Genomic DNA, 21,792 nt, shown 5'->3' with positions numbered 1-21,792 from the left:
GCCGCGTCAGCGCAGTTTCGCGATCGCCCGCGCCGCCAGCCGTCCGGCGCTCACCACCTGCGGATGCGGGTGCAGCATGCACAGCTCGGCGACGATGCCGAGCGCGCGCGACGGCCGCTTCTCGATCTCGACCGCGACCGCCTCGCCGAGGAAGAAGTCGGGATCGGTGACCAGCCGGCGCAGCAGCGCGGTGTCGCCCAGGTCGAGCGACGGCATCAGCGCCATCACGACCTCGTGGCCGCCGGGGCTGCCGAGCAGCTGGCCGATCCAGCGCGACAGGCCGGCCTGGTCGGCCGCGATCGGCGAGCAGGCCGGGTGCAGTTCGCTGAGCCAGGTCTGCCGCCGCTTCGCATCGTCGGCGGCGGCGAGGAAGTCGTCGAGCGACGCATAGACGACGCGCGAATCGTCGTCGTGGGCCAGGTAGAACACGCTGCCCCGCAGCGGCGAGCGGCTGGCGTAGAGGTGGTGGTTGCTGGTCTCGGGGTCGTCGAGCACGATGCCGCCGAGCGCTTCGACGATCGGGTGGACCGCGAGGAAGCTGGTCCACTCGGCGGCCTGTGCGCGGTCGAGCAGGTTCAGCTCGACGTCGAGCCGGCCGGCATGGTCGCCCACCGCGATGCGGGCGAACCAGGGATCGAGTTCAACGGGAAGGCTCATGTCCCCAATGTATCGGCCCAGATGTTGCGCGCCCACGCGGCTGCGTAGGCGCCCTCGGCCTCGTTGCGCTGCGCCGAGACGCCGCCGGCGCCGGCCACCGGCTTGAAGGTCGATTCGGCCGCGACGTACTCGTGCACGCTCGCGACGTGGATCGCGTTCGTCTCGTCGACGAAGCTGTAGCAGGTGTTGGTCAGCATCGGGTGTGCGTCGACCGCGACGCCCGACAGCTGCGCGACGACCGCCGCGGCCGCCACCTTGGCCTGCGCGTTCGCCATGTGCGCGCTCTTCGGCATGCCGGGGGCGATCTGGATCGCATCGCCGAGCACGTGCACGTCCGGCGCGACCGAAGAGCCGAAGTCGATGAAGTTCACGCGGCACCAGCGGTTCACCGCATTCGCGAGCCCGCTCTTCACCGCGAGCGCGCCGGCGCGCATCGGCGGCAGCACGTTCAGCACGTCGGCCCGCACGGCATCCTGCAGCTCGATGCGCAGCAGGCCGGCAGCCGCGTCGACGCCGATCACCTTGTGCTGCGGCCGGTACTCGACGATGCCGGGGTACAGGTCGCGCCACGCGGCCTTGAAGAGCGCGGGCTTCGAGACGACGTCGGGGTTGGCGTCGAGGACCAGCAGCTTCGAGCGCGGCTTCGCGCGCCGGAAGTACGCCGCGACCACGCAGGCGCGCTCGTACGGCCCCGGCGGGCAGCGGTACGGCGACTCGGGGATGGTGATCGCGAACACGCCGCCGTCGGGCATCGCCTCGAGCTGCCGGCGCAGCGCCAGCGTCTCGGGCCCGGCCTTCCAGGCCTGCAGCACGCGGCCGTCGTCGTGCGCGCGGCGCAGCCCGTCGACCTCGTCGAACATCAGCTCGATGCCTGGCGACAGCACCAGCTTGTCGTAGCCGATCGTGGCACCGGACCCGAGCGTCACCTGCTTGCGCGCGGCGTCGATCGCGCTGGCCTCGTCGCGCACCCAGCGCACGCCGTGGCGCGACGTGAGCGCGTCGTACGACAGCGTCAGCGCGTCGAGCGTGCGCGTGCCGCCGAGCACGCCGTTGGAGCCGGGGCAGGACACGAAGCGCGGCTGCGGCTCGATCATCACGACCTCGATGCGCTGCTGCGACAGCAGCCGCACGTAGCGTGCCGCGGTGGCGCCGCCGAAGCCGCCGCCGATCACCACCACCTGGGCTCGCGTCGGCAGCGGAGCCGGTGCGGCGCAGCCTGCCACGCCGGTGAGGCCGGCGAAGCCGACCGCGCCGGCGGACGTCAGCAGGTCGCGGCGCTTCATCGGGCCTGCGCGGCGAACCAGCCGGCCAGTTGCGAGAGCTGGTCCGGCGTGTAGCCCTTGGCGAGCTGAGGCATCACGGTTCCGGCACGCGTGCCATCGCGAAACCCGATGAGTCGCGCGAGCAGGTCGTCGCGGTCGCGCCCGCCGAGGCCGGCGATCGCGCTGCCCGCGGGCGGACGGCCGTCGGTGCCGTGGCAGGCGGCGCAGGTGGCGGCGAGCGAGCGCAGCGCGAGCTCGTCCGCCGTCGGTGCGGGTGCGGCAAAGGTGCCGCCGGCGGTCCAGGCCAGCGCGAGCGCCAGCCAGGCGGGGTGCTGCAAGCTCATGCGGTCGTCTCCTCCACGCGAAGCCCGGATCTTCGGGGCCGCACAGAATCCTACGGTTTTCGTCCCCTTTGGCCAGCAGGGGTTTCGGCCTGGCGCACTCCTGAGGGATGCTCCGTCGCCAACCCAGGAGAGAGCGATGCCCCGATTGCACGTCAATGGAAGCGTTCGCGAGGTCGATGCCGAGCCCGAGACGCCGCTGCTGTGGGTGCTGCGCGAGCAGCTGGAACTGACCGGCACCAAGTACGGCTGCGGCATCGCGCAGTGCGGCGCCTGCACCGTGCACCTCGATGGCGTGCCGACGCGCAGCTGCGTGCGGCCGGTGTCGACGGTCGGGCCCGACGAGAAGATCGTGACGATCGAGGGGTTGTCGGCCAACGCCACGCACCCGGCCCAGAAGGCCTGGGCCGCGCTCGACGTGCCGCAGTGCGGCTACTGCCAGTCCGGGATGATCATGGCCGCCGCGGCGCTGTTGAAGGCCAAGCCGCGGCCGAGCGATGCCGACATCGACGACGCGATGACCAACATCTGCCGCTGCGGCACCTACAACCGGGTGCGCGCGGCGATCAAGGCGGCCGCGCAGGGCGGGGATCCGAAGCAGGCGGGGCTGCACATCGTGCACATCGATGGAGGCAAGGCATGAAGCGGGCCGAGCGCCGGGCCGCTCCCAAGCCGGCCCGCATCCCCTCGGGGGATCGATCGATGTACTCATCGAGCGCAGGGGTTGTCATCACTCGACGCGGCCTTCTGACCAGTTCGGCGGCGGCCGGGCTGGTCGTCGCGTTCCACATCCCGTTCGCCGACGAGGCCGCCGCGCAGGCCTCGCCGGCCGGCATCACGCCGGCCGTCGCCACGCCGGAGATCAACGCCTGGGTGGTGGTGCAGCCGGACGAGACCGTCGTGATCCGCATCGCCCGCTCGGAGATGGGGCAGGGCTCGCTGACCGGCCTCGCGCAGCTGGTGGCCGAGGAGCTCGACTGCGACTGGTCGCGCGTGAAGACCGAGTACCCGACGCCAGGCCAGAGCCTCGCGCGCAAGCGCGTCTGGGGCAACTTCTCGACCGGCGGCAGCCGCGGCATCCGCGAATCGCACGACTACGTGCGCAAGGGCGGCGCGATCGCGCGCACGATGCTCGTGCAGGCGGCCGCCGACGGCTGGCAGGTGCCGGCCGCGCAGTGCCAGGTCGACCGGGGCGTGATCACGCACGCGGCGAGCGGCCGCAAGACCACCTACGGCAAGGTCGCGCTGGCCGCTGCCCGGCTGACGCCGCCTGCCGACGTGGCGCTGAAGGACCCGAAGGACTGGAAGCTCGCCGGCAAGCGCCTTGCGCGGCTGGACACGCGCGGCAAGCTCGACGGCTCGCAGGTCTACGGCTCCGACCTGAAGCTGCCCGGCATGCTGAATGCGGCGATCCGCGACTGCCCGGTGTTCGGCGGCAAGCTCGCGAGCTTCGACGCGGCGGCCATCGCCGGCAAGCCGGGCGTGAAGAAGGTGCTGCGCGTCGGCGACAGCGCGGTGGCGGTGGTCGCCGACACCTGGTGGCGCGCGAAGTCGGCGCTCGATGCATTGCCGGTGGTCTGGGACGAAGGCCCGAACGCGAAGATCGGCAGCGCCGAGATCGCCGCGACGCTGGCGGCCGGGCTCGATGCGCCGGAGGCGGCGGTCGGCAATTCGAACGGCGATGCGCGGGCGGCGCTGGCGTCGGCCGCGCGCGTCGTCGAGGCGGTCTACGCCTACCCGTTCCAGAACCACGCGACGATGGAGACGATGAACGCGACGGCGAAATTCACGCCAGCGTCCGACGGCGTGCCGGCGCGCTGCGAGGTCTGGACGCCGACGCAGAACGGCGAGGCGGCGCATGCGGCCACGGTCGAGGCGTCCGGGCTGCCGGCCGGCCAGTGCGAGGTCTACAAGCTGCTGCTCGGCGGCGGCTTCGGCCGGCGCGGCGCGGTGCACGACTGGGTGCACCAGGCGGTCGCGATCGCGAAGGAGATGCCGGGCACGCCGGTCAAGCTGATCTGGTCGCGCGAAGAAGACATGACGCACGGCCGCTACCACCCGATCACGCAGTGCAAGCTGCGCGCCGGCTTCGATGCGGCCGGCAACCTGAGCGCGCTGCACATGCGGATCTCGGGCCAGTCGATCCTGGCCGGCGTGTTCCCGCAGAACATCCGCGACGGCAAGGACCCGGTGGTGTTCCAGGGGCTGAATGCGCCCGGCCCCGAGGCGTCGATCGGCTACAGCGTGCCGAACCTGCTGATCGACCATGCGATGCGCAACCCGCATGTGCCGCCGGGCTTCTGGCGCGGCGTGAACCTGAACCAGAACACGATCTACCTCGAGTGCTTCATCGACGAGCTCGCGCACGCGACGAAGCAGGACCCGCTGGCGTTCCGGCGCAAGCTGATGGCCCAGCATCCGAAGCACCTGGCGGTGCTGAACGCCGCGGCCGAGCGCGCCGGTTGGACCCGGCCGGCGGCCAAGGGCGTGTACCGCGGGATCGCGCAGACGATGGGCTTCGGCAGCTACGTCGCGGCGGTGGCCGAGGTGTCGGTCGACAAGGACGGCAAGCTGAAGGTGCACCGCATCGTCGCGGCGACCGACCCGGGCCATGCGGTCAACCCGCAGCAGATCGAGGCCCAGGTCGAGGGCTCGTTCGTCTACGGGCTGTCGGCCGCGCTGTACGGCGGCTGCACCGTGAAGGACGGCCGCATCGAGCAGACCAATTTCGACAGCTACCCGGTGCTGCACCTCGACGAGATGCCGAAGGTCGAGACGGTGGTGATGCCGTCCGGCGGCTTCTGGGGCGGCGTCGGCGAGCCGACCATCGCGGTCGCGGCACCGGCGGTGCTGAACGCGATCTTCGCGGCGACCGGGCAGCGCATCCGCGAGCTGCCGCTGAAGAACCATTCGCTGAAGAAGGCCTGATGCGGACGATGGGCTCGATCGCGGCGATGTTGCCGATGGTGCTGGCGGCGTGTGCGGCGACCCCGCCGCGCGACGCGATGCCGCAGCCGCTGACCGCGTCGCCCGGCGATGCGGCGCGCGGCCGGGCGATCGTCGCGAGCCGGCAGGCCGGACTGTGCCTGCTGTGCCACCCGGCGCCGATCCCCGAGGAGCGCTTCCAGGGCAATCTCGCGCCCGACCTGGCCGGTGCCGGGGCGCGCTGGTCGGCGGCGCAATTGCGGCTGCGCATCGTCGACGCGCGCATGCAGAACCCGCAGACCATCATGCCGCCGTACCACGCGACCGACGGGCTGCAACGCGTCGGCAGTGCGTGGCAGGGCAAGGCGGTGCTCGATGCGCAGCAGGTCGAGGATGTGGTCGCGTGGCTGGTGACGCTGCAGTGAACAGTGCGATGCGTCGCCGAGTCGTGCTGCAGTTCGGCCTCGCCGCCGGCGGGCTGCTGCTGGTGCGGCCGGCGCGCGCGACCCGCTTCGAGATGCAATCGGCGATCGCCGACTACGCCTCCGGTGCGCCGGTGAAGCCGGGCAAGGTGATGTTCGACATTCCGCCGCTGGTCGAGAACGGCAACGGCGTGCCGATCACCGTCAGCGTCGACAGCCCGATGACCGCCGCCGATCACGTGACCGGCATCGCGGTGTTCAACGAGCGCAACCCGCAGCGCGACGTGGCGCGCTTCACGCTGGGGCCGCGCGCCGGCCGCGCGGTGGTGTCGACGCGGATCCGGCTCGCGACCTCGCAGCAGCTGGTGGCGGTGGCGCGGCTGAGCGACGGCACGTTCTGGTCGCAGGGCGTCGACGTGCTGGTCACGCTGGCCGCCTGTCTGGAGTGAGCACGCGATGGCCCGCACGCTGATCACCGCTCCCGCCACCGCGAAGCGCGGCGAGGTGATCGAGCTGCGCACGCTGATCGCGCACCCGATGGAGACCGGTTTCCGGCCGGGTGCCGACGGCCTGCTGCTGCCGCGCAACCTGATCACGCGCTTCAGCTGCCGCTACAACGGCGACCTGGTGTTCAGTGCCGATCTGCATGCGGCAACGGCCGCCAATCCGTACATCGCGTTCTTCACCGTCGCCACCGAGAGCGGCACGCTGAGCTTCAGCTGGGAAGGCGACCATGGCTTTGCGCAGACCGAGACCGTGTCGCTGAGCGTCACCTGATCAAGCGATGCGGCACCTGCTGTGGCTGTTGCTGTCAGTCGCGCTGCACGCGGTGGCGCAGCCGGCGCGCCGCTCCGGCTTCGACGACATGAGCCCGTCGACGCAGGCGATGCAGCGCGACGATGCGCAGAACCCGGCGATGCTGTGGGCGCAGGACGGCGCGGCGCTGTGGGCGCGCGCACCGTCGCCGTCGGTGCCGGCCTGCGCCGGCTGCCACGGCGAGGCGCGCGCATCGATGCGCGGCGTCGCGGCGCGCTACCCGGCGTACGACGAGGCGCTGGCGCGGCCGATCGACCTCGCGACGCGCATCAACCGCTGCCGCGAGATGCGCCAGGGCGCGCCGCGTTGGGCGCCCGACAGCCAGGAGCTGCTGTCGCTGGAAAGCCATCTCGCGTTGCAGTCGCGCGGGTTGCCGGTCGAGCCGCCTGCCGATGTGCGCCTGCTGCCCTGGCGCGAGCGGGGCGAGGCGTTGTACCGCGCGCGCATCGGCCAACTGAACCTGTCGTGCGCGCAGTGCCACGACGAGCGGGCCGGACTGCGGCTCGGCGGCGGCCTGATCCCGCAAGGCCATGCGAACGGCTACCCGCTGTACCGGCTGGAGTGGCAGGGCGTCGGCTCGCTGCTGCGGCGCATCCGCAACTGCATGACCGGCGTGCGCGCCCAGCCCTTGGCGGCGGACTCGCCGGAGTTCGCTGCGCTCGCGACCTACCTCGCGTGGCGCGACCGCGGCATGCCGGTGGAGTCGCCCGCGGTGCGACCCTGAAGGTTCAGCGCGCCGCGCTGCGCCACGAGGCGACCAGCGCCGCCAGCGCCATCGCGACCAGCAGGCTGCCGTAGGCGAGTGCCGTGGCATGCAGCCCGACCAGCCCGGCGAACAGGCCCGCGAGGATCGCCGGCACGCTGAACGCCAGGTAGCTGAGTGCGAAGAAGCCCGCCATCAGCCCGGCGCGCTCGTGCGGCGCCGCCAGCGGCACTAGGCTGCGCACCGCGCCGTTGAAGCCGGCACCGAAACCGAGGCCGGCCAGCAGCGTGCCGCCGAAGAACGCGAGGCCCGAGCCGGAGTGCACGCCGACGAGCGTCAGCGACAGGCCGAGCGCCAGCGCCAGCGCGCTGCCGGTCAGCACCGCGCGCGCCGGCCGCAGCCGCACCGCGCCGATCGCAGCGGCCCCGGCCAGCACCAGCGTCGCGATCAGCGCGCCGCCGGTCAGCGGGGCCGGCGTGCCGGTGACCAGCTTCGCGAGCGTCGGCCCGAGCGACAGGTAGAAGCCGCCGAGCGCCCAGCTGGCGGTGTTGAGCGGCAGGATGCGCCACAGCGTGGCACGCGCCGCCGGCGGGATCGCGATGCGCGGCCGCAGCGATTGCCAGACGCCCGGCCGGCGCGTCACGGTGTCGGGCAGGAACGCGGCGGCCAGCGTCTGCAGCGCGAGGATGGCCAGCAGCACGTCGAACACCAGCCGCGTCGGCGCCGGCGCGAACTGCACCAGCGCACTGGCGCCAAGCGCGCCCACGGCCATGCCGAACATCGGCGCGACGCTGTTGAACAGCGCGCCGCGCGACGGGCTCAGGTCGAGCAGCGTCGCGCTCAGCGCGCTGGTTGCGATGCCGGTCGCGAAGCCCTGGACGATGCGCGCCGCGAGCAGCCAGCCGGCGGATTCGGCGCGCCAGAACAGCACGATCGACAGCAATTCGACCAGCAGCGACGCGACGATCACGGTGCGGCGGCCCAGGTGGTCGGACAGCGCGCCGAATACCAGCAGTGCGCCGAGCAGCGCGAACGCGTAGCTGGAGAAGATCACCGTCAGCGCCAGCGGGCTGAAGCCCCAGGCCTCACGGTACAGCGCATACAGCGGCGACGGCGCGCTGGAGGCGGCGAGGAAGCTGACGACCAGCGAGACCGTCAACCACAGCGAGGCCGTGGGGCCGAGGCGCAGTCCAGGCGCGCGGAGGGCGAGGGGCGCATTGGCGACTGCAGGGGTGGTCATGTCGGCTCCTTCGGTTAACGCAAAAAAGTTGCGTTAGCGGATTCTGAACCCGCCTTCAAACTAAAGCAAATACTTTGCGTTAGGATGGTTTCATGACTGCAACAACCACCCCGCGGCCGGGCGGCCGCAGCGCCCGCGTCCAGGCCGCGGTCCACCGCGCCACGCGTGAACTGATCGAACTGCACGGCCGCGCCGAGCTGACCGTCCCGATGATCGCGGCGCGTGCCGAGGTCACGCCGTCGACGATCTACCGACGCTGGGGCGACCTCGGCGAGTTGCTGGCCGATGTGTCGGTCGAGCGGATGAAACCGGATGCGCAGCCGGCCGATACCGGTTCGGTGGCCGGTGATCTGCTGGCCTGGGCGCAGCAGTTCCACGAGGAGATGTCGTCACCGGTCGGGCTGGCGATGATGAAGGACGTGCTGTCGACCGAGGCCCATGGTGAAGGCACCGCGTCGTGCCAGTGCGCGCAGTTCACCGCAGCGCAGATCGCGGTCATCTTCGAGCGTGGCCTGGCCCGCGGCGAGGCGGTGCCGCCGGTGCAGCGAGCGATGGATGTCGTCGTCGCGCCGATCATCTACCGTGCGTTGTGGGGACCGGTGCCGGCCGATGCGGACGCGGTGGCGGGCTGGGTCGGCGAGTGCCTGGCGCGGGGCGCCGTGCGCTGACGCGCGGTGCGGCTCAGCGGCCCGCGTCGGGCTCGCTGCGCCAGACCGGCAAGGCCTGTTCGAACGGCGTGGCGGCCGCGCCGAACACCGCCGGGTCCTTCGCGCGTTTCAACCAGGCGCGGGTATCGTGGTGCGCGCCGGGCAGCGGCTGGTCGGCGCGGAACTGCTCGAACCAGTCGTGCACCGCGCGGTAGCGCTCGGGATGCTGCGTGCGGGTCCACGCGAGCCCGACCAGGTCGGCAAAGCCTTCTTCCCAGCGCGTCGCGCGCATGTCGCGCTCCAGGTCGGCCTGCGGCGTGTTGCTGGCGTCGAGGGCGTCGGTGAAACCGGCCACCGGCGGCGTGTGCCACGCCCCTTCCACGTAGCGCCAGCAGTGGCCGAGCTCATGGGCCGTCATCGCTTCGACGATGGTGTCGCGCAGTTCGGCAGGGATCTTGTCCAGCGTGGACTCCGCCTCGGGGTTGCCGCGCATCGTCAGCACCAGCTTGCAGCGGCCGTCGACGTAGCCCATCGCGATCGGCGGCTCGCCGCCCTGGGCCACCGGCTGGGCCACGATGTCCAGCGGCAGGCCTTGCGCCCGCGCGTAGGTGATCACCGGCCAGGCCGCCTGCATCCAGCGGGTCTCCAGCGGCGTCAGCGCCGCGGCGCTGGCGTGCAACGGAGTGAAGGTTGCCGGGATGAAGCCCAGCGCCAGAACAACACGCTTCCACATGGCTTCCCATTGAATCGGGAACTGCCCGTGCCGTGGGCTCGATCAATGCCGGGAAAGCGCGCCAGTTTGCACGCCGCAGCGGATTTCGATCAGTCGTCGGCGTCCGCAGCCGGCGTCGCGCCACTGCCGGGCGGCGGCGGTGCGGCGACGCGGTAGCTCTCGCTGGCCCAGGCGCCGAAGTCGACGTTCTTGCAGCGCTCGCTGCAGAACGGCCGGTACGGGTTGTCGCTGGCGTAGACGCTGTCGCCGCCGCAGGTCGGACAGCGCACGATACGGGGCTTGCCGGTGGCGTTCATGCGCACAGCGTCAGTTCGAAGGTGGCATCGACCGCCGCGGGCTTCAGCCGGCCCTCGGCGTCCTGCTTCATCAGTCGCACCATCACCATCAGCCGGTGGCCGCTGATCTCGGGCACGAGCTGCCGGCTGCCGTTGTCGATGCGCACCCGCAGCAGCTGGTACACACGGCCGGCAGGCAGGCTCTGCTGGTACTGCCCGCCCTGCGTGACGACCTTGTGCGGCACGCCGGCGTCGCGCAGCAGCCCGAGCAGCACGCTCAGGGCCTCGGCCAGCGGCGTCAGCGTCGCGATCCAGCCCGACAGGTCGGCGCGCCGGCTCGCGGCGTCGTGCTGCTGCCAGGCGTAGTAGGCCGGCAGGTCGAACTCGCAGGTGCCGCCCGGGATGCTGATGCGGCTGCGGATGCTCATCAGCCATTCGTTGGTGGTCAGCACGTGGCCGGCCTTGCCGGGCAGCTGGTTCAGGCCGTTGAAGGCATGGTCGACGCGTGCCATCACCTCGAGCAGCGCGCCTTCGGAGATCGCCGGGTTGCCGCGATAGCTCTGCAGCAGCCCGCGCTGGCGCTCGAGCTCCTTCAGCAGGTCGGACTTCAGGTCGGCACGCGACGCGACGTCGATGATCTCGAACATCGTCGCCAGTGCGTAGTGGTGGTCGACAGCTTCGTCGCGCGGCAGCAGTCGCCCGAGGCGGTCGAACAGGTGTTCGAGCCGGAGCATCGTGCGAATGCTCTCGTTGAACGGGTATTCGTACAGGACCAAAACGGGGGCTTTCCGGACGATCAATGTGACAACGTGACGCCGGATTGTTCCACAGGGTGGCGCTTCAGCGCGATCGGATCCAGCTTGTCCACAGACTGTGCACTTCGGCTGCAAGTTCCGCCAAGCTCAGGGTCTCGTTGAAGATCACCGCATCGGCGGCCGCGCGGCGCGCTTCGCGGCTGGCCTGCTGGTCGATCACGGCCTGCACCGCGGCCACCGCCCAGCCGGAGCGCTGCGTGACGCGGGCCACCTGCGTCGCGGCGCTGCAGTCGACCACCAGCACGCGATCGACCCGAGCACGCCAGCGCCCGGATTCCACCAGCAATGGCACGTCGAAGACCCGCGGGCGCTCGCCGGCCGCGGCGGCCTGGCGATCGGTCTCGATGCCGATCAGCGGGTGCAGGATGGCTTCGAGCCGCGATTTCGCAGCGGGGTCGGCGAACACGATCTGACGCATGCGGGCGCGGTCGAGGCCGCCATCGGCATCGATCGCCTCGGCGCCGAATTGCAAGCGCAACGCATCGATGGCCGCGCCGCCCGGGGCGGCCAGCGAACGGGCGATGGCATCGGTGTCGATCAGCGCCGCGCCCACGTCGGCGAGCATGCCGGCGACCGTGCTCTTGCCGCTGCCGATGCCGCCGGTCAGGCCGATGCGCAGCGCGGCCATGCGGGTGTCTGGCGGCTCAGGCCCAGCCGAGCCAGCCAAGCACGCGGGGCTGGCCCGCGAGCAGCACGACGATGCCGCCGCCGGCGAGGAAGGGACCGAACGGCACGTAGCGCCCTTCGCGCAGCGAACTCATCGCCTTCATGCCGATGCCGACCACCGCACCGAGCACCGAGGCCCCCAGCACGATCGGCAGCACCATCTGCCAGCCCAGCCAGGCGCCCAGCGCGGCGAGCAGCTTGAAGTCGCCGAAGCCCATGCCCTCCTTGCCGGTGGTCAGCTTGAACAGCCAGTAGACGGACCACAGGGACAGGTAGCCGGCCACCGCGCCCCACAGCGCCTGCGGCAACGGGATCGTCCAGCCGAGCTGGCTGGCCACGAGCCCGGCCCACAGCAGCGGCAGCGTCAGGTTGTCGGGCAGCAGCGTGGTGTCCCAGTCGATGCCGGCCAGCGCGATCAGCACCGCCACCAGGCCGCACCACAGCAGGGCCACCGGCTGCGCGCCGAAGCGCCAGCCGACCGCAGCGAACAGCACGCCGGTGAGGATCTCGATGAACGGGTAGCGCGCCGAGATGCGTGTCTTGCAGGCCGAGCAGCGCCCGCGCAGCCACAGCCAGCTCAGCACGGGAATGTTCTCGTACCAAGTGATCATGTGGCCGCACGACGGGCAGCGCGAACGCGGCTTCGACAGCGTGATCGGCTCGGGCACGTCGATCTTGACGCCGAGCATCTCGGCGCTGTCGATTTTCCAGCCACGCTCCAGCGCCATCGGCAGGCGATGGATCACGACGTTCAGGAAGCTGCCGATGCACAGGCCGACGACGGCCAGTGCAGCGGGTGTCAGGAAGATGTCAAGCAGGTCCTTTTCCATCGCGACCGGTCACACCACTTGACCGATCTTGAAGATGGGCAGGTACATCGACACGACGATGCCGCCGATCAAGACCCCCAGGATCACGATGATGAACGGCTCCATCAGGCTCGACAGGCCCTTGACGGCTTCGTCGACCTCGTCCTCGAAGAACTCGGCGGACTTGCCGAGCATGCCGTCGAGCGAGCCGGATTCTTCGCCGATGGCGCACATCTGCAGGACCATGCTCGGGAAGATGCCGGTGGTCGACATCGAGTTCGTCAGGCTGGCGCCGGTCGACACATCCTTCTGGATCTGTTCGGTGGCTTCCTTGAAGACCGCATTGCCGGACGCGCCGCCGACCGAGTCGAGCGCTTCGACCAGCGGCACGCCGGCCGCGAACATGGTCGACAGCGTGCGGGTCCAGCGGGCAACGGCCGACTTGTAGACCAGGTCGCCGAACACCGGCACCTTCAGCATCAGCCGGTCCATTGCCTTCTGCATCTTCTCGGAGCGTTTCCACGATTCCATGAAGAAGTAGATGCCGCCACCCAGGAAGCCGAAGATCGCCCACCAGTAGCTGACGAAGAACTTCGACAACGCGATCACGACGAGGGTCGGCGCGGGAAGATCGGCACCGAAGGACTTGAAGACTTCCTCGAAGGCCGGGATCACGAAGATCATGATGACGGCGATCACGACGAAAGCCACGACCAGCACGGCCACCGGGTACATCAGCGCCGACTTGATCTTGTTCTTGATCGCCATCGTCTTTTCTTGATAGATGGCCAGTCGCTCGAGCAGCGCTTCCAGGATGCCGCCGGCTTCACCGGCCTCCACCAGATTGCAGTACAGCGAGTCGAAGTACAGCGGATGCTTGCGGAACGCCGATGACAGGCTGGTACCCGTCTCGACGTCGGTGCGGATGTCGGTGAGCAGCTTGGTCAGGCGGGGATTGGCACTGCCGCGCGCGACGATGTCGAAAGCCTGCAGCAGCGGGACGCCGGCACGCATCATCGTGGCCAGCTGGCGCGTGAAGATCGCGATGTCCTTCTGCTTGATCGCGCGGCCACCGCCCATGCGGCGCTTCTTGACCTTGCTGACCAGGATGCCCTGGCGGCGCAGGCTGGCGCTGACCACGGCCTCGCCGCCCGCGCGGATCTCGCCGCGGACGATCTTGCCGTTCTTGTCCTTGCCTTCCCACTCGAAGACGAATTCGCGGACGTTGCTCTTCGACGCAGTTGCAGTTGCCATGGTGCCTGCGAGGACACGCCGGTCCTCGTCCCGTTGAATAGTTGTTCGACACGTGCCGCCAGCGGCACGGATTGCATCACTCGTTGGTGACGGAAATGACCTCTTCCAGCGTCGTGGCGCCCGCACGGACCTTGATCAGGCCGGACTGCCGCAGATCGCGGATGCCGTCCTTCTGGGCCTGTGCCGCGATGTCCATCGCCGTCCCTTCGGACAGGATGATGCGCTGAATCTCTTCGCTGATGGGCATCACTTGGTAAATGCCGACCCGACCCTTGTAGCCGTTGCTGCAGGCCGAGCAGCCGACCGCGCGGTACGGCTTCCAGCTGCCGTCGATGTCCTTTTCGGCGTAGCCGGCCTTCAGCATCGCTTCGCGCGGGTACTCGGCGGGTGTCTTGCACACCTCGCACAGGCGACGTGCCAGGCGCTGGGCGGTGATCAGCAACACGCTCGACGCGATGTTGAACGGTGCGACGCCCATGTTCAGCAAGCGGGTCAGCGTGGTGGGAGCGTCGTTTGTGTGCAACGTCGACATCACCATGTGGCCGGTCTGCGCTGCCTTGATCGCGATGTCGGCGGTTTCGAGGTCGCGGATTTCGCCGACCATGATGACGTCAGGATCCTGGCGCAGGAACGACTTCAGCGCGGCCGAGAAGGTGAGCCCGGCCTTGTCGTTGACGTTGACCTGGTTGATGCCCGGGAGGTTGATTTCCGCGGGATCTTCGACGGTCGAGATGTTGACGCCCGGCTGGTTCAGGATGTTCAGGCAGGTGTAGAGAGACACGGTCTTGCCGCTGCCGGTCGGGCCGGTGACGAGGATCATGCCGTAGGGGCGGCCGATGCATTTCAGCAGGCGGTCCTTTTCGATCTTCTCGTAGCCGAGGGCCTCGATGCCGAGCTTGGCGCTGGACGGGTCGAGAATCCGGATCACGATCTTCTCGCCGAACAGCGTCGGCAATGTGCTGACCCGGAAGTCGATCGCCTTGTTGCCGAACTTCAGCTTCATCCGGCCGTCTTGCGGCACGCGCTTCTCGGAGATGTCGAGGCGCGAGATGACCTTGATGCGCGACGCGAGCTTTTCCTTGATCGCGATCGGCGGCTGCGTGATTTCACGCAACTCGCCGTCGACGCGGAAGCGCACGCGGTAGTGGTATTCGTAGGGCTCGAAGTGCAGGTCGGAGGCGCGCGCATTGATCGCGTCGATCAGCATCTTCTGCAGGAAGCGCACCACCGGGGCGTCTTCGACGTCGGTCGTGACTTCCTGGCTCTCCGGGGCCGCTGTCGTGTCTTCGTCGGTGACGTCGAACTCGAACTCGCCGCCGACGATGTTCTCGAGGGATTCGCTGGCGCTGGTGCTGCTCGCCTCGAGGATCTTCGCGAGCTTGTCGTGCTCGACGATGATCCATTCCGGCGACAGCTGCGTCGCGAACTTGATGCGCTCGGCGGCTTCCTGGTCGGTCGGGTCGGCGCCGCCGATGAACAGCCGGTTGCCGCGCTTGCCGAGTACCAGCACCTGATACTGCACGGTCAGCTTGCCGTCGATGACGTTCTTCGGCAGCTTCTGCGGATCGACCGCATTCAGGTCGAGCAACGGCAGCGCGAGTGCCGTGGCAAGGGTATGGGCCAGATCCGACGGGGAGACCGCTCCGGCGGCGATGGCCGCGGCAACGAAGCTGGCCTTCTTGTCCTTCGACGTCTTGACCAGGTCTTCAGCGGTCTTCGCATTCAGCTTGCCTGCATGCACCAGGACCCGCGCAACGCCGGAGAGTGCAGATTGGGGGGCTTCGGCAAGAGTGTCCACAGGCAGGTTTCGTGCAAAAAAGACTAGTCGACGATCAAACGATGATCGCCGATCCACGTGGCACTGTAAACCGAAGCCGGCGCTGGAGCGGTCAAGAAGTCACACCGAGCAGCCTGATGCCTTGCAACAGATTGCGTCAGGACGGCAAGGACGGCGGATGGACTGCGGGAAAACTGGTCGGGGTGAGAGGATTCGAACCTCCGGCCTCTACGTCCCGAATCACTACCTGCAGGCCCAGGAGTCTTACCTGGGGTTGATGGACTCTATAAAAATCAACAACTTAGCTTACCACTTCCGTCCGTTTCCATCCCTTTCCACCCCCTTCAAAGTGGCGTCCGTGGCACAGAATTGGTACAGAAATTTTCGAGCAGGCTGAAGTGTAGCGACCCCAACTTTGCGTGGGCAAGGTTTGGCAAGGCAAAGGCACCGGCGAGGGCCACCGGCGCGCGCAGACCTCTGCTGCCGCGTGACGCGCGAAGGGCCTTCAGCGCCTTCCCATCTCCGGTTCGCCAGCCGGCTTTCCGACGGTCGCGGTGGGCCAACACCATGGAGCAGCTTCGGGCTTCCAGCACCTTCGGCGCCGGCAGACCGGAGGCCCGCGTGCTCGCGGATGTGAGTCGGCTCACACTTTGCTGTCGATTGTGGGGTGCTGGTGTGAGCGCGTTCACAAATCGGCCCATTTAGCCGTTGAGTGGCTCGGAGACGGTTGGCACAGGGTCTCTTGTGATGCGCCTCACATGAAGCGCGCTGAGCGGCCACAAGAGAGCCTTCAGAGCCTGGACGTCCTTCGCTCCCCTTCGGCGACCGACGAGCGGCCGAAGGGGAACTTAACTGTCGCTCGACTCCGGGAACCAAGCCCGGGCGTATTCCGGATTCGCGCGCTTCCAGGCCTCAAGGTCACGCCCCTTCAGCCACCAGTCGCCTGGCTTGGTGTCCAGCAACCTCGGTCCCGCCCTGTCCGACCGCGGCTGGGTGTCGATGAAGCCGGCCCTGCGCCGTTCAGGTAATGGCGGCCGGACGAACATCCCGCGTTCCTCCTCCCATCGGACACCGGTACCAGGCGCGAGCTTGCCGAACGGCTTGGCGAGGCCGGCTGCCATCTCCGGAAACAGCAGCGACAGCAGCCGGTCGAAAGCGGGGTCGCGCAAATAGGTGGTCTCGCCCGCCTGGATGCTCTGGCGGACCTCGTCCGCCCAGCTATCGAACCATGCGCGCTGCTCGGGTGTTAGCTGCAGCGGGTACGCCCTGGCGGCGATGAAGTAGATGGACAACGTGGACAGCCTGGCTCCGCTGGTCTGCCGGATGGCGTTCAGCACGCCCATGAGGTTGTCGTAGCGGTAGCCGACAGGGCGCCCCAGCATGATGGAGAGCATCCGGGACAGGATTGCGCCGTTGCCGACCATGTTCTCGTCGCCCGCTTCCGGGTAGCCGTGCATCCCTAGCTTGTCCGCGGCGTCGGCAACGAGCTCGCGGAAGGCACGCACGGCGCCAGGGTCCCCGACGGCGGCGTCGAGCATGCGAGTCACGGCGTCCAGGTACTCGGCAGCGATGTCGGACACCGGCGTCGCCAGGACCTGCTCCCGCCGCTCAGCGAGCCACTTCGCGCGCGCATCCAGCTCGGCCTGCTCATCGACCACCTGCTTGGCCAGCTTGCTCAGCAGCGCGGAGCGCTGCCACTCCACGTCCGGGTGGAAGAGCCAGCGCTTAGTCGCCACCTCTTCGACCACCAGGCGACGCAGCTCGTCCCGGTTCACCCGGCCACCGGCAAGGCTCAGGTCAATCTCGAGGGTCGCCTCGCCGGTTGCCTGAATCCGAACCAGACGCTCCTCGTCGACGTGGTTCGTCACCGTCACCTCGATGAGCAGTGGCAGGTGCCGCGCTTGTCCATCGAAGTCGAAGGAATCGCAGGTGATATCGGGGACCAGGCGGCCGTAGCGGGTCTCCAGCTGGACGCACTCCAGGCGCAGCTCTTCCTCCTCCTCGACCCACCGCCCGTGCAGCGTTTGCCCGCTCACTCCGGGCAGCTCGACCTCGACGGCAATCTCGGGGACGGTGAGCCGGCCCACCTCCTCCAGGATGCGCTTCACCTCGTGGTGCAGCACGGTCTCCCGGCGCAGAGCCGGGGCCATCCCTTCAGGCAGGTCCAGTCCATCCGGGATGTCGTCGAAGTAGAAGTGCGCGCGGGCGCGAGCGGCTGCTTCGGCCCGGGCCAGCAGCTCGGCGTCGTTCCAGTGGGCGTGCCAGCACAGTTCGTTGGGCGTCAGGCGCGCGCGGCACCGCAGTTCCTCCGGCTCAAGAGCAGCGAGCCACGGGTCGTCGATGGCCAGGTAGATGGTGGGGACAGGCTGGCCGTCAGGCGTGAGCTGGTCCGGGTTGCCTGGCGTGCCGGTCAGCTCGACGCGCAGCTGGCGGCCGTCGTCAAGCGTGATGACCGCGGTCGCCCTGTCGCGGTAGTCGACCTGATTGATGCGAAGGCGGGCTGGCGCTTCTTCGACCCAGGCTTCGTGGAACTCGCCGCTGAGGCCGGCGACCCTGGCGGACATCCGTCGCCGCGGCAGGTCGAGCCAGCCCTCTTCCTGTAGCTGACGCAGCGCCGCGGCGCGCGCGGCCAGCACCAGGCATTCGTCGCGCTGCGCGCCCTCCGGGTGCCGGAAGTGCGGCCGGCGGAGGAACTCAGTCTTTGCGGCATTCACCGCCGTCAGAGGCTTGCCGCAGCTCGGGCACTCGCAGCCGCACTTGGCGCCGCGGTGGGCGGTGTCGAGCTCGAGGATGTAGCGGGGCTCGCCGGTCGCCGTGTCCCGGGCCCAGGCCATGACCAGGTCGGCCAGTGCTTGGCGCGCGCCGACGCTATGGGTGACGACGAGGTTGGCGGGGCCGCTCATGCGGGCCAGTTTCGCATGAGGTGCTTGGCACCGCGCGGCAGTGCCGTGCATGCAGGCCAGCCAAAGAGAACGGCCCGCTCGATAGCGGGCCGTCGGATAGTTGGGGTGGAATCTTCAGCGGGAACTCGCCCAGACCTGGAGCCCTTGCCCCGTTCATTTTTGGTTGGGCCTCACAGCCCAGTGCCAACACTGTAGCAGAACGCCGGCAACCACGTTGACAATGTGAGGAAGAACATCACGATGGGGGGGCTCGATGAAGTTGGACAAGCATGCGCTCTCACTGGGCCTGACAAGACGCCAACTTTTCTTCGCGGGCTGTTGGTTCAACCTTGTGCATCAGCATTCGTTGGACTCACATCGCGCCCCTGCGATGAACCCGCTCAACGTCTTGCCCGAGTTGCTGCGCATCTATGAGCTTGGAAAGCCAGACGAGAGAAAGGCCGTCAGAAACGAAGCCCACCGGATACTCAGCAACGACCCGGTGTTGCATTCCCCACCATTTGAGGCCGTCACCAAACGTGTTCTAAAGCTGACCGATGACAAGGGGCTGCTGGCGACATCTAAGGAGGAAGGGCGTGGTATCTCCCTATTGGGCTACTTCGTCGCAGAGCTAGTCGCACAGCTGAACGAGCAGTACATCCCTGCAGCCATCAACGCGCTCGCGGCCCGTCTGCAGGAGCCCGACCCAACCGCGGGCGAGAGCCTTGATTCGGCATTCTCAGAGCTTCACGTGATGTGCTGCAACCTCCTCAGCAGCCTCATCTACAAACGCGTCAGTCTCGAATCCTTGTACTCCTTGTATAGCGAGGTGCTCGTACCGCGCGCTCCGAAAGCGGGCTATCAGTTCCAGAACCGATATGGCTTGTTGACGGCACTCCTGACTCAGGTGGCGGTTGAACACCATATCGTGCTTGCGCTAGACAACGTCACTCAACCAGCATCGTTTCCAGCTTCGATTGGAGGCTTCGAGTTCGGAGTCGTACCGCCCTTTCTCGCGAACGCGGCAAACACAAATCACCGTGGCCAACTGGCAATGCGCTACCTGTCTCAGGCCAAGCGCCGGCTCTTTGCGTCGATTACTGTTAAGGCTCAGGACCCTCGGGCGGCCGGAGCGGAGGCAGCAGAGAAGCTGAACGACATCCTCAATCTGGTTCGATTTGAGTATGAGCGAGAGCGCGTCACCATGCCTGACGCGTTCGCCTTCCGCATCCCGACAAAGCCAGCTCGTGACCCTCGCGTGTACTCTCTACCCGCAGTGGTACCGAATCCAAGCACTGCCATGGACGTTGACGGTCTCGCGTCCTTCGTGAAGAGCGTGGATGAGTTAGTCCTGCATGGAGCTCGCTTCTCTGCCGAAGGACGCGACCGGGTGATGTCCGCCTTCCGCCTTTATCGAACTGGACTCGATACGCCGGTCCTTGAGAACAAGCTCGTCAACTGGTGGACAGCCCTTGAGTACCTGGTGCGCGGCACCGCAAACCAATCGGGTGGCATCGGAAAATCAGTGGAGGACCATCTCGCACCAGTGTTGTGCCGGTCATATATCGCGAAGCACCTGCTTGCCTATCGAGCGGCGCTCATTGAGGCTGGAGCCATGGTCACGGAAACTGATGGCAGCCCAATCGAGCTGAAGGCGCTGTCACTGGACAAGCTTCTTCTACAGCTGCAAAAGCCACATGTGCAATCACAGCTCTTGGCCGCAGTGTCGGGTCAAGAATTTTGCACATGGCACTTGTCCCAGTTCTTCGCCGCAATCGCTGACGCCAAGAAGCTTCATGCGCGCAACGCGGCCCACGAGCAGAAGCTTCGATGGCAGCTTCAGCGCCTCTGGCGCGCACGCTGCGACATCGTGCATAGCGCAGAGCGCTCGGCCAGCGCCGCTCTGTTGTGCGCGAATTTGGAGTATTACCTGAAGACAGCGCTGATGGCACTTCTGAAGGCGCTGCGCGACTCGCCGACACTAAGCGGCCCCAAGGAGTTTTTCGACCGACAAACGCTGGCATACGAAGGCATGCAACTGGACCTGCAGGCCGGCTCCTATCGAGAACTGCTGGTCGAACTCTCCGCTTGAGAGCCCCGGTCAAACTGAATAGCCTTCCACGTCGAACTCCGGTTCCACCACGACGACGCGAGGCCGGTGAACTCTTCCGGCCCGCCGAAAAAGGGGTCCAGAGCGCCTCGGCACTTGCAAGTTGCACTGGCCCGTGGCGTCGGTGCTTCTTTCGTTCGTCGGCGCCTCACTTTGGCAGTTCGAGCACCGGCACCCGCGAGACGGTCACCGAGAGCTGATACTCGAGCAGCTCGATGTCGGGGATGCTTGCGCACGCTAGGCGCAGGTCTTCGGACATCGTCCGGCAGACGATGATGCCACGCACGCGCTGGCCGGGCTCGGCCAGTTCCTTGCGGACCCAGTTGACGTAGCGCAGCAGCTGGCCAACGACTCTGTCGTAGCCCTTCTCAACCTTGAGCTCGAGCACCACGAAGCCGCCCGCCTTGTCGACCGCCAGGATGTCGATGCGCCGGCCGCCGCCGGCCGGGTACTCGAAACCCTTGATGTCCTCGTCCTCGAAGAGGGTCAAGCCTGGCTCGATGATATGCAGGTTGTCGGCCAGGTAACGCTGCAGGTCCTGCTCGAGAGCAAACTGCGTCGAGCCCGGCTGCGCTTCGCGGGCGACAGGGCTGACGTCGTCATCGTCCTCTTCGCCAAGCTGCTCCTGGCGGGCGACATCACCATCGACCAGCTCGTGAATCGGCGCCGGGTCCTTGCCGGGCTCGTAGAGGCGGAACTGCCCTGAGCCCACCTTGAACAGCAAGTCGTCGGTCTCGTTCGTCGCCGGGTGGTGGAGACGGCTCCGGTCGTTGGTGGAGGCCTGAACAAGGTGGGCGCGGATGCTGCCCGGCTTCAGCTTCGGGTAGTGCTCCTGGAACCACTGGATGGCGCGCGCTGTCGTGAAGACCTGGCCGGGTTTCAGGCCCAGGTCTGACAGCATGTCCTTCAGCAACGCCCTTGTCGGCTTGTCGTAGATGGTCCTCGCCATGGTCCCTCCCCGTGAAAATCCGCGGCGCGCGGGCCTCCACCTTCCGCCCCAATAGTCCGAAACTCTGCACAGCCAAGCAGTTACCTGAGAAGGCCTGTGGACACCATATCACCGGACCAACGCAGCAAGGTCATGGGCCGAATCCGGTCAAAGGACACTGGGCCGGAGCTGGTAGTGCGCTCGATTCTGCACCGGCTGGGCTACCGCTTCCGACTGCACAGGAAGGACTTGCCAGGCAAGCCGGATATCGTCTTGCCAAGGCACCGCAAAATTGTCTTGGTCCAGGGCTGCTTCTGGCACGGCCATACCTGCCGGCTTGCTTCGAAACCGAAATCCAACTCGGGTTACTGGGAGCAGAAGATTGCAGGGAACAAGGCCCGCGACGCGCGGAACATCGAGGCCCTGCAAGAGCGCGGCTGGATAGTGCTCGAAGTGTGGGAGTGCGACGTCAGAGCCAACGTGCACCTGGAGAAGTTGCTGCAGCGGTTCATGATGAGCTAACTTCCGAC

At 67.9% G+C, this 21,792-nt stretch carries 22 protein-coding genes; 9 read left to right on the top strand and 13 right to left on the bottom strand.

Annotated features, from left to right (window positions below):
- Positions 1-6: 6 nt before the first annotated feature.
- The 3 genes from FHT26_RS09295 to FHT26_RS09285 are packed head-to-tail and all read right to left on the bottom strand — an operon-like array spanning position 7 to position 2,263.
- On the bottom strand, positions 7-657 hold the full coding sequence (locus tag FHT26_RS09295) for a hypothetical protein (protein WP_168559854.1): 651 nt from the start codon (positions 655-657) through the stop codon (positions 7-9).
- Positions 654-1,940, bottom strand: coding sequence for an NAD(P)/FAD-dependent oxidoreductase (locus FHT26_RS09290; RefSeq protein WP_168559853.1), 1,287 nt, complete (start codon positions 1,938-1,940; stop codon positions 654-656). Before FHT26_RS09290 ends, FHT26_RS09295 begins: the two co-directional genes overlap by 4 nt.
- Positions 1,937-2,263 carry a c-type cytochrome gene (locus tag FHT26_RS09285; RefSeq protein ID WP_168559852.1) on the bottom strand — a complete coding sequence of 109 codons (327 nt, stop codon included), beginning with the start codon at positions 2,261-2,263 and terminating at the stop codon, positions 1,937-1,939. The genes FHT26_RS09290 and FHT26_RS09285 overlap by 4 nt, the downstream gene beginning before the upstream one ends.
- A gap of 136 nt (positions 2,264-2,399) precedes the next feature.
- Between FHT26_RS09285 and FHT26_RS09280 the strand changes: the two genes are divergently transcribed.
- The 6 genes from FHT26_RS09280 to soxA are packed head-to-tail and all read left to right on the top strand — an operon-like array spanning position 2,400 to position 7,147.
- Positions 2,400-2,903 carry a (2Fe-2S)-binding protein gene (locus tag FHT26_RS09280; protein WP_168559851.1) on the top strand — a complete coding sequence of 168 codons (504 nt, stop codon included), beginning with the start codon at positions 2,400-2,402 and terminating at the stop codon, positions 2,901-2,903.
- Positions 2,904-2,962: 59 nt separating this feature from the next.
- Positions 2,963-5,188, top strand: a complete 2,226-nt coding sequence (locus tag FHT26_RS09275; protein WP_168559850.1) for a xanthine dehydrogenase family protein molybdopterin-binding subunit — start codon at positions 2,963-2,965, stop codon at positions 5,186-5,188.
- Positions 5,188-5,610 (top strand): sulfur oxidation c-type cytochrome SoxX, encoded by a 423-nt coding sequence (soxX, locus tag FHT26_RS09270; protein ID WP_168559849.1) that lies wholly within the window; start codon positions 5,188-5,190, stop codon positions 5,608-5,610. The genes FHT26_RS09275 and soxX overlap by 1 nt, the downstream gene beginning before the upstream one ends.
- 8 nt (positions 5,611-5,618) lie before the next feature.
- The gene (locus tag FHT26_RS09265) at positions 5,619-6,056 is read left to right on the top strand and encodes a SoxY-related AACIE arm protein (protein ID WP_168559848.1); all 438 of its coding nucleotides are present in this window, start codon (positions 5,619-5,621) and stop codon (positions 6,054-6,056) included.
- A gap of 7 nt (positions 6,057-6,063) precedes the next feature.
- Positions 6,064-6,384 carry a thiosulfate oxidation carrier complex protein SoxZ gene (locus FHT26_RS09260; protein ID WP_168559847.1) on the top strand — a complete coding sequence of 107 codons (321 nt, stop codon included), beginning with the start codon at positions 6,064-6,066 and terminating at the stop codon, positions 6,382-6,384.
- 7 nt (positions 6,385-6,391) lie between these two features.
- A complete protein-coding gene (gene soxA, locus FHT26_RS09255) occupies positions 6,392-7,147 on the top strand; it encodes a sulfur oxidation c-type cytochrome SoxA (protein ID WP_168559846.1) in 756 nt (251 codons plus the stop codon).
- A 4-nt stretch (positions 7,148-7,151) separates the two neighbouring features.
- Here soxA and FHT26_RS09250 read toward each other — a convergent pair whose 3' ends face one another.
- Complete coding sequence (locus FHT26_RS09250; RefSeq protein ID WP_168559845.1) at positions 7,152-8,366, bottom strand: MFS transporter; 1,215 nt, start codon at positions 8,364-8,366, stop codon at positions 7,152-7,154.
- 92 nt (positions 8,367-8,458) lie between these two features.
- Here FHT26_RS09250 and FHT26_RS09245 point away from each other — a divergent pair, with 92 nt between their 5' ends.
- Positions 8,459-9,034, top strand: coding sequence for a TetR/AcrR family transcriptional regulator (locus FHT26_RS09245; RefSeq protein ID WP_168559844.1), 576 nt, complete (start codon positions 8,459-8,461; stop codon positions 9,032-9,034).
- 13 nt (positions 9,035-9,047) lie between these two features.
- Here the strand turns inward: FHT26_RS09245 and FHT26_RS09240 are convergent, their stop codons facing one another.
- The 8 genes from FHT26_RS09240 to FHT26_RS09205 all read right to left on the bottom strand — a co-directional run bounded on the left by FHT26_RS09240 (position 9,048) and on the right by FHT26_RS09205 (position 18,245).
- A complete protein-coding gene (locus FHT26_RS09240; RefSeq protein ID WP_168559843.1) occupies positions 9,048-9,746 on the bottom strand; it encodes a hypothetical protein in 699 nt (232 codons plus the stop codon).
- A gap of 89 nt (positions 9,747-9,835) precedes the next feature.
- Positions 9,836-10,042 carry a DNA gyrase inhibitor YacG gene (locus tag FHT26_RS09235; RefSeq protein WP_168559842.1) on the bottom strand — a complete coding sequence of 69 codons (207 nt, stop codon included), beginning with the start codon at positions 10,040-10,042 and terminating at the stop codon, positions 9,836-9,838.
- Entirely contained in the window at positions 10,039-10,797 is a 759-nt protein-coding gene (gene zapD / locus FHT26_RS09230; RefSeq protein ID WP_056817127.1) for a cell division protein ZapD, read from the bottom strand. Before zapD ends, FHT26_RS09235 begins: the two co-directional genes overlap by 4 nt.
- A gap of 64 nt (positions 10,798-10,861) precedes the next feature.
- Positions 10,862-11,464 carry a dephospho-CoA kinase gene (gene coaE, locus FHT26_RS09225; RefSeq protein ID WP_168559841.1) on the bottom strand — a complete coding sequence of 201 codons (603 nt, stop codon included), beginning with the start codon at positions 11,462-11,464 and terminating at the stop codon, positions 10,862-10,864.
- A 16-nt stretch (positions 11,465-11,480) separates the two neighbouring features.
- The gene (locus tag FHT26_RS09220; protein WP_168559840.1) at positions 11,481-12,332 is read right to left on the bottom strand and encodes a prepilin peptidase; all 852 of its coding nucleotides are present in this window, start codon (positions 12,330-12,332) and stop codon (positions 11,481-11,483) included.
- A 9-nt stretch (positions 12,333-12,341) separates the two neighbouring features.
- Complete coding sequence (locus FHT26_RS09215) at positions 12,342-13,565, bottom strand: type II secretion system F family protein (protein WP_168559839.1); 1,224 nt, start codon at positions 13,563-13,565, stop codon at positions 12,342-12,344.
- Positions 13,566-13,641: 76 nt separating this feature from the next.
- Complete coding sequence (gene pilB, locus FHT26_RS09210; protein WP_168560121.1) at positions 13,642-15,369, bottom strand: type IV-A pilus assembly ATPase PilB; 1,728 nt, start codon at positions 15,367-15,369, stop codon at positions 13,642-13,644.
- Between the two features lie 821 nt (positions 15,370-16,190).
- The gene (locus FHT26_RS09205) at positions 16,191-18,245 is read right to left on the bottom strand and encodes a hypothetical protein (RefSeq protein WP_168559838.1); all 2,055 of its coding nucleotides are present in this window, start codon (positions 18,243-18,245) and stop codon (positions 16,191-16,193) included.
- Positions 18,246-18,615: 370 nt separating this feature from the next.
- Between FHT26_RS09205 and FHT26_RS09200 the strand changes: the two genes are divergently transcribed.
- On the top strand, positions 18,616-20,316 hold the full coding sequence (locus FHT26_RS09200; protein ID WP_168559837.1) for a hypothetical protein: 1,701 nt from the start codon (positions 18,616-18,618) through the stop codon (positions 20,314-20,316).
- Between the two features lie 166 nt (positions 20,317-20,482).
- On the opposite strand, the gene FHT26_RS09195 is transcribed toward FHT26_RS09200, so the two are convergent.
- Complete coding sequence (locus tag FHT26_RS09195) at positions 20,483-21,283, bottom strand: endonuclease NucS domain-containing protein (protein WP_168559836.1); 801 nt, start codon at positions 21,281-21,283, stop codon at positions 20,483-20,485.
- 96 nt (positions 21,284-21,379) lie between these two features.
- Between FHT26_RS09195 and FHT26_RS09190 the strand changes: the two genes are divergently transcribed.
- Positions 21,380-21,784 carry a DNA mismatch endonuclease Vsr gene (locus FHT26_RS09190; protein ID WP_168559835.1) on the top strand — a complete coding sequence of 135 codons (405 nt, stop codon included), beginning with the start codon at positions 21,380-21,382 and terminating at the stop codon, positions 21,782-21,784.
- The last annotated feature ends 8 nt before the right edge of the window (positions 21,785-21,792 follow it).

This window comes from Rhizobacter sp. SG703 (assembly GCF_012275445.1).
Lineage (GTDB): Bacteria > Pseudomonadota > Gammaproteobacteria > Burkholderiales > Burkholderiaceae_C > Rhizobacter.
This window is presented reverse-complemented; position numbering and strand designations above follow the sequence as displayed.

Bases quoted from the DNA above. Each gene is read 5' to 3' on its own strand.
- FHT26_RS09205 (WP_168559838.1), bottom strand. From the start codon at position 18,245: ATGAGCGGCCCCGCCAACCTCGTCGTCACCCATAGCGTCGGCGCGCGC.
- FHT26_RS09220 (WP_168559840.1), bottom strand. From the start codon at position 12,332: ATGGAAAAGGACCTGCTTGACATCTTCCTGACACCCGCTGCACTGGCC.
- FHT26_RS09290 (WP_168559853.1), bottom strand. From the start codon at position 1,940: ATGAAGCGCCGCGACCTGCTGACGTCCGCCGGCGCGGTCGGCTTCGCC.
- FHT26_RS09195 (WP_168559836.1), bottom strand. From the start codon at position 21,283: ATGGCGAGGACCATCTACGACAAGCCGACAAGGGCGTTGCTGAAGGAC.
- coaE (WP_168559841.1), bottom strand. From the start codon at position 11,464: ATGGCCGCGCTGCGCATCGGCCTGACCGGCGGCATCGGCAGCGGCAAG.
- FHT26_RS09200 (WP_168559837.1), top strand. From the start codon at position 18,616: ATGAACCCGCTCAACGTCTTGCCCGAGTTGCTGCGCATCTATGAGCTT.
- FHT26_RS09295 (WP_168559854.1), bottom strand. From the start codon at position 657: ATGAGCCTTCCCGTTGAACTCGATCCCTGGTTCGCCCGCATCGCGGTG.
- FHT26_RS09235 (WP_168559842.1), bottom strand. From the start codon at position 10,042: ATGAACGCCACCGGCAAGCCCCGTATCGTGCGCTGTCCGACCTGCGGC.
- FHT26_RS09285 (WP_168559852.1), bottom strand. From the start codon at position 2,263: ATGAGCTTGCAGCACCCCGCCTGGCTGGCGCTCGCGCTGGCCTGGACC.
- FHT26_RS09240 (WP_168559843.1), bottom strand. From the start codon at position 9,746: ATGTGGAAGCGTGTTGTTCTGGCGCTGGGCTTCATCCCGGCAACCTTC.
- FHT26_RS09250 (WP_168559845.1), bottom strand. From the start codon at position 8,366: ATGACCACCCCTGCAGTCGCCAATGCGCCCCTCGCCCTCCGCGCGCCT.
- FHT26_RS09265 (WP_168559848.1), top strand. From the start codon at position 5,619: ATGCGTCGCCGAGTCGTGCTGCAGTTCGGCCTCGCCGCCGGCGGGCTG.
- FHT26_RS09260 (WP_168559847.1), top strand. From the start codon at position 6,064: ATGGCCCGCACGCTGATCACCGCTCCCGCCACCGCGAAGCGCGGCGAG.
- FHT26_RS09275 (WP_168559850.1), top strand. From the start codon at position 2,963: ATGTACTCATCGAGCGCAGGGGTTGTCATCACTCGACGCGGCCTTCTG.
- FHT26_RS09245 (WP_168559844.1), top strand. From the start codon at position 8,459: ATGACTGCAACAACCACCCCGCGGCCGGGCGGCCGCAGCGCCCGCGTC.
- soxA (WP_168559846.1), top strand. From the start codon at position 6,392: ATGCGGCACCTGCTGTGGCTGTTGCTGTCAGTCGCGCTGCACGCGGTG.
- soxX (WP_168559849.1), top strand. From the start codon at position 5,188: ATGCGGACGATGGGCTCGATCGCGGCGATGTTGCCGATGGTGCTGGCG.
- FHT26_RS09280 (WP_168559851.1), top strand. From the start codon at position 2,400: ATGCCCCGATTGCACGTCAATGGAAGCGTTCGCGAGGTCGATGCCGAG.
- FHT26_RS09215 (WP_168559839.1), bottom strand. From the start codon at position 13,565: ATGGCAACTGCAACTGCGTCGAAGAGCAACGTCCGCGAATTCGTCTTC.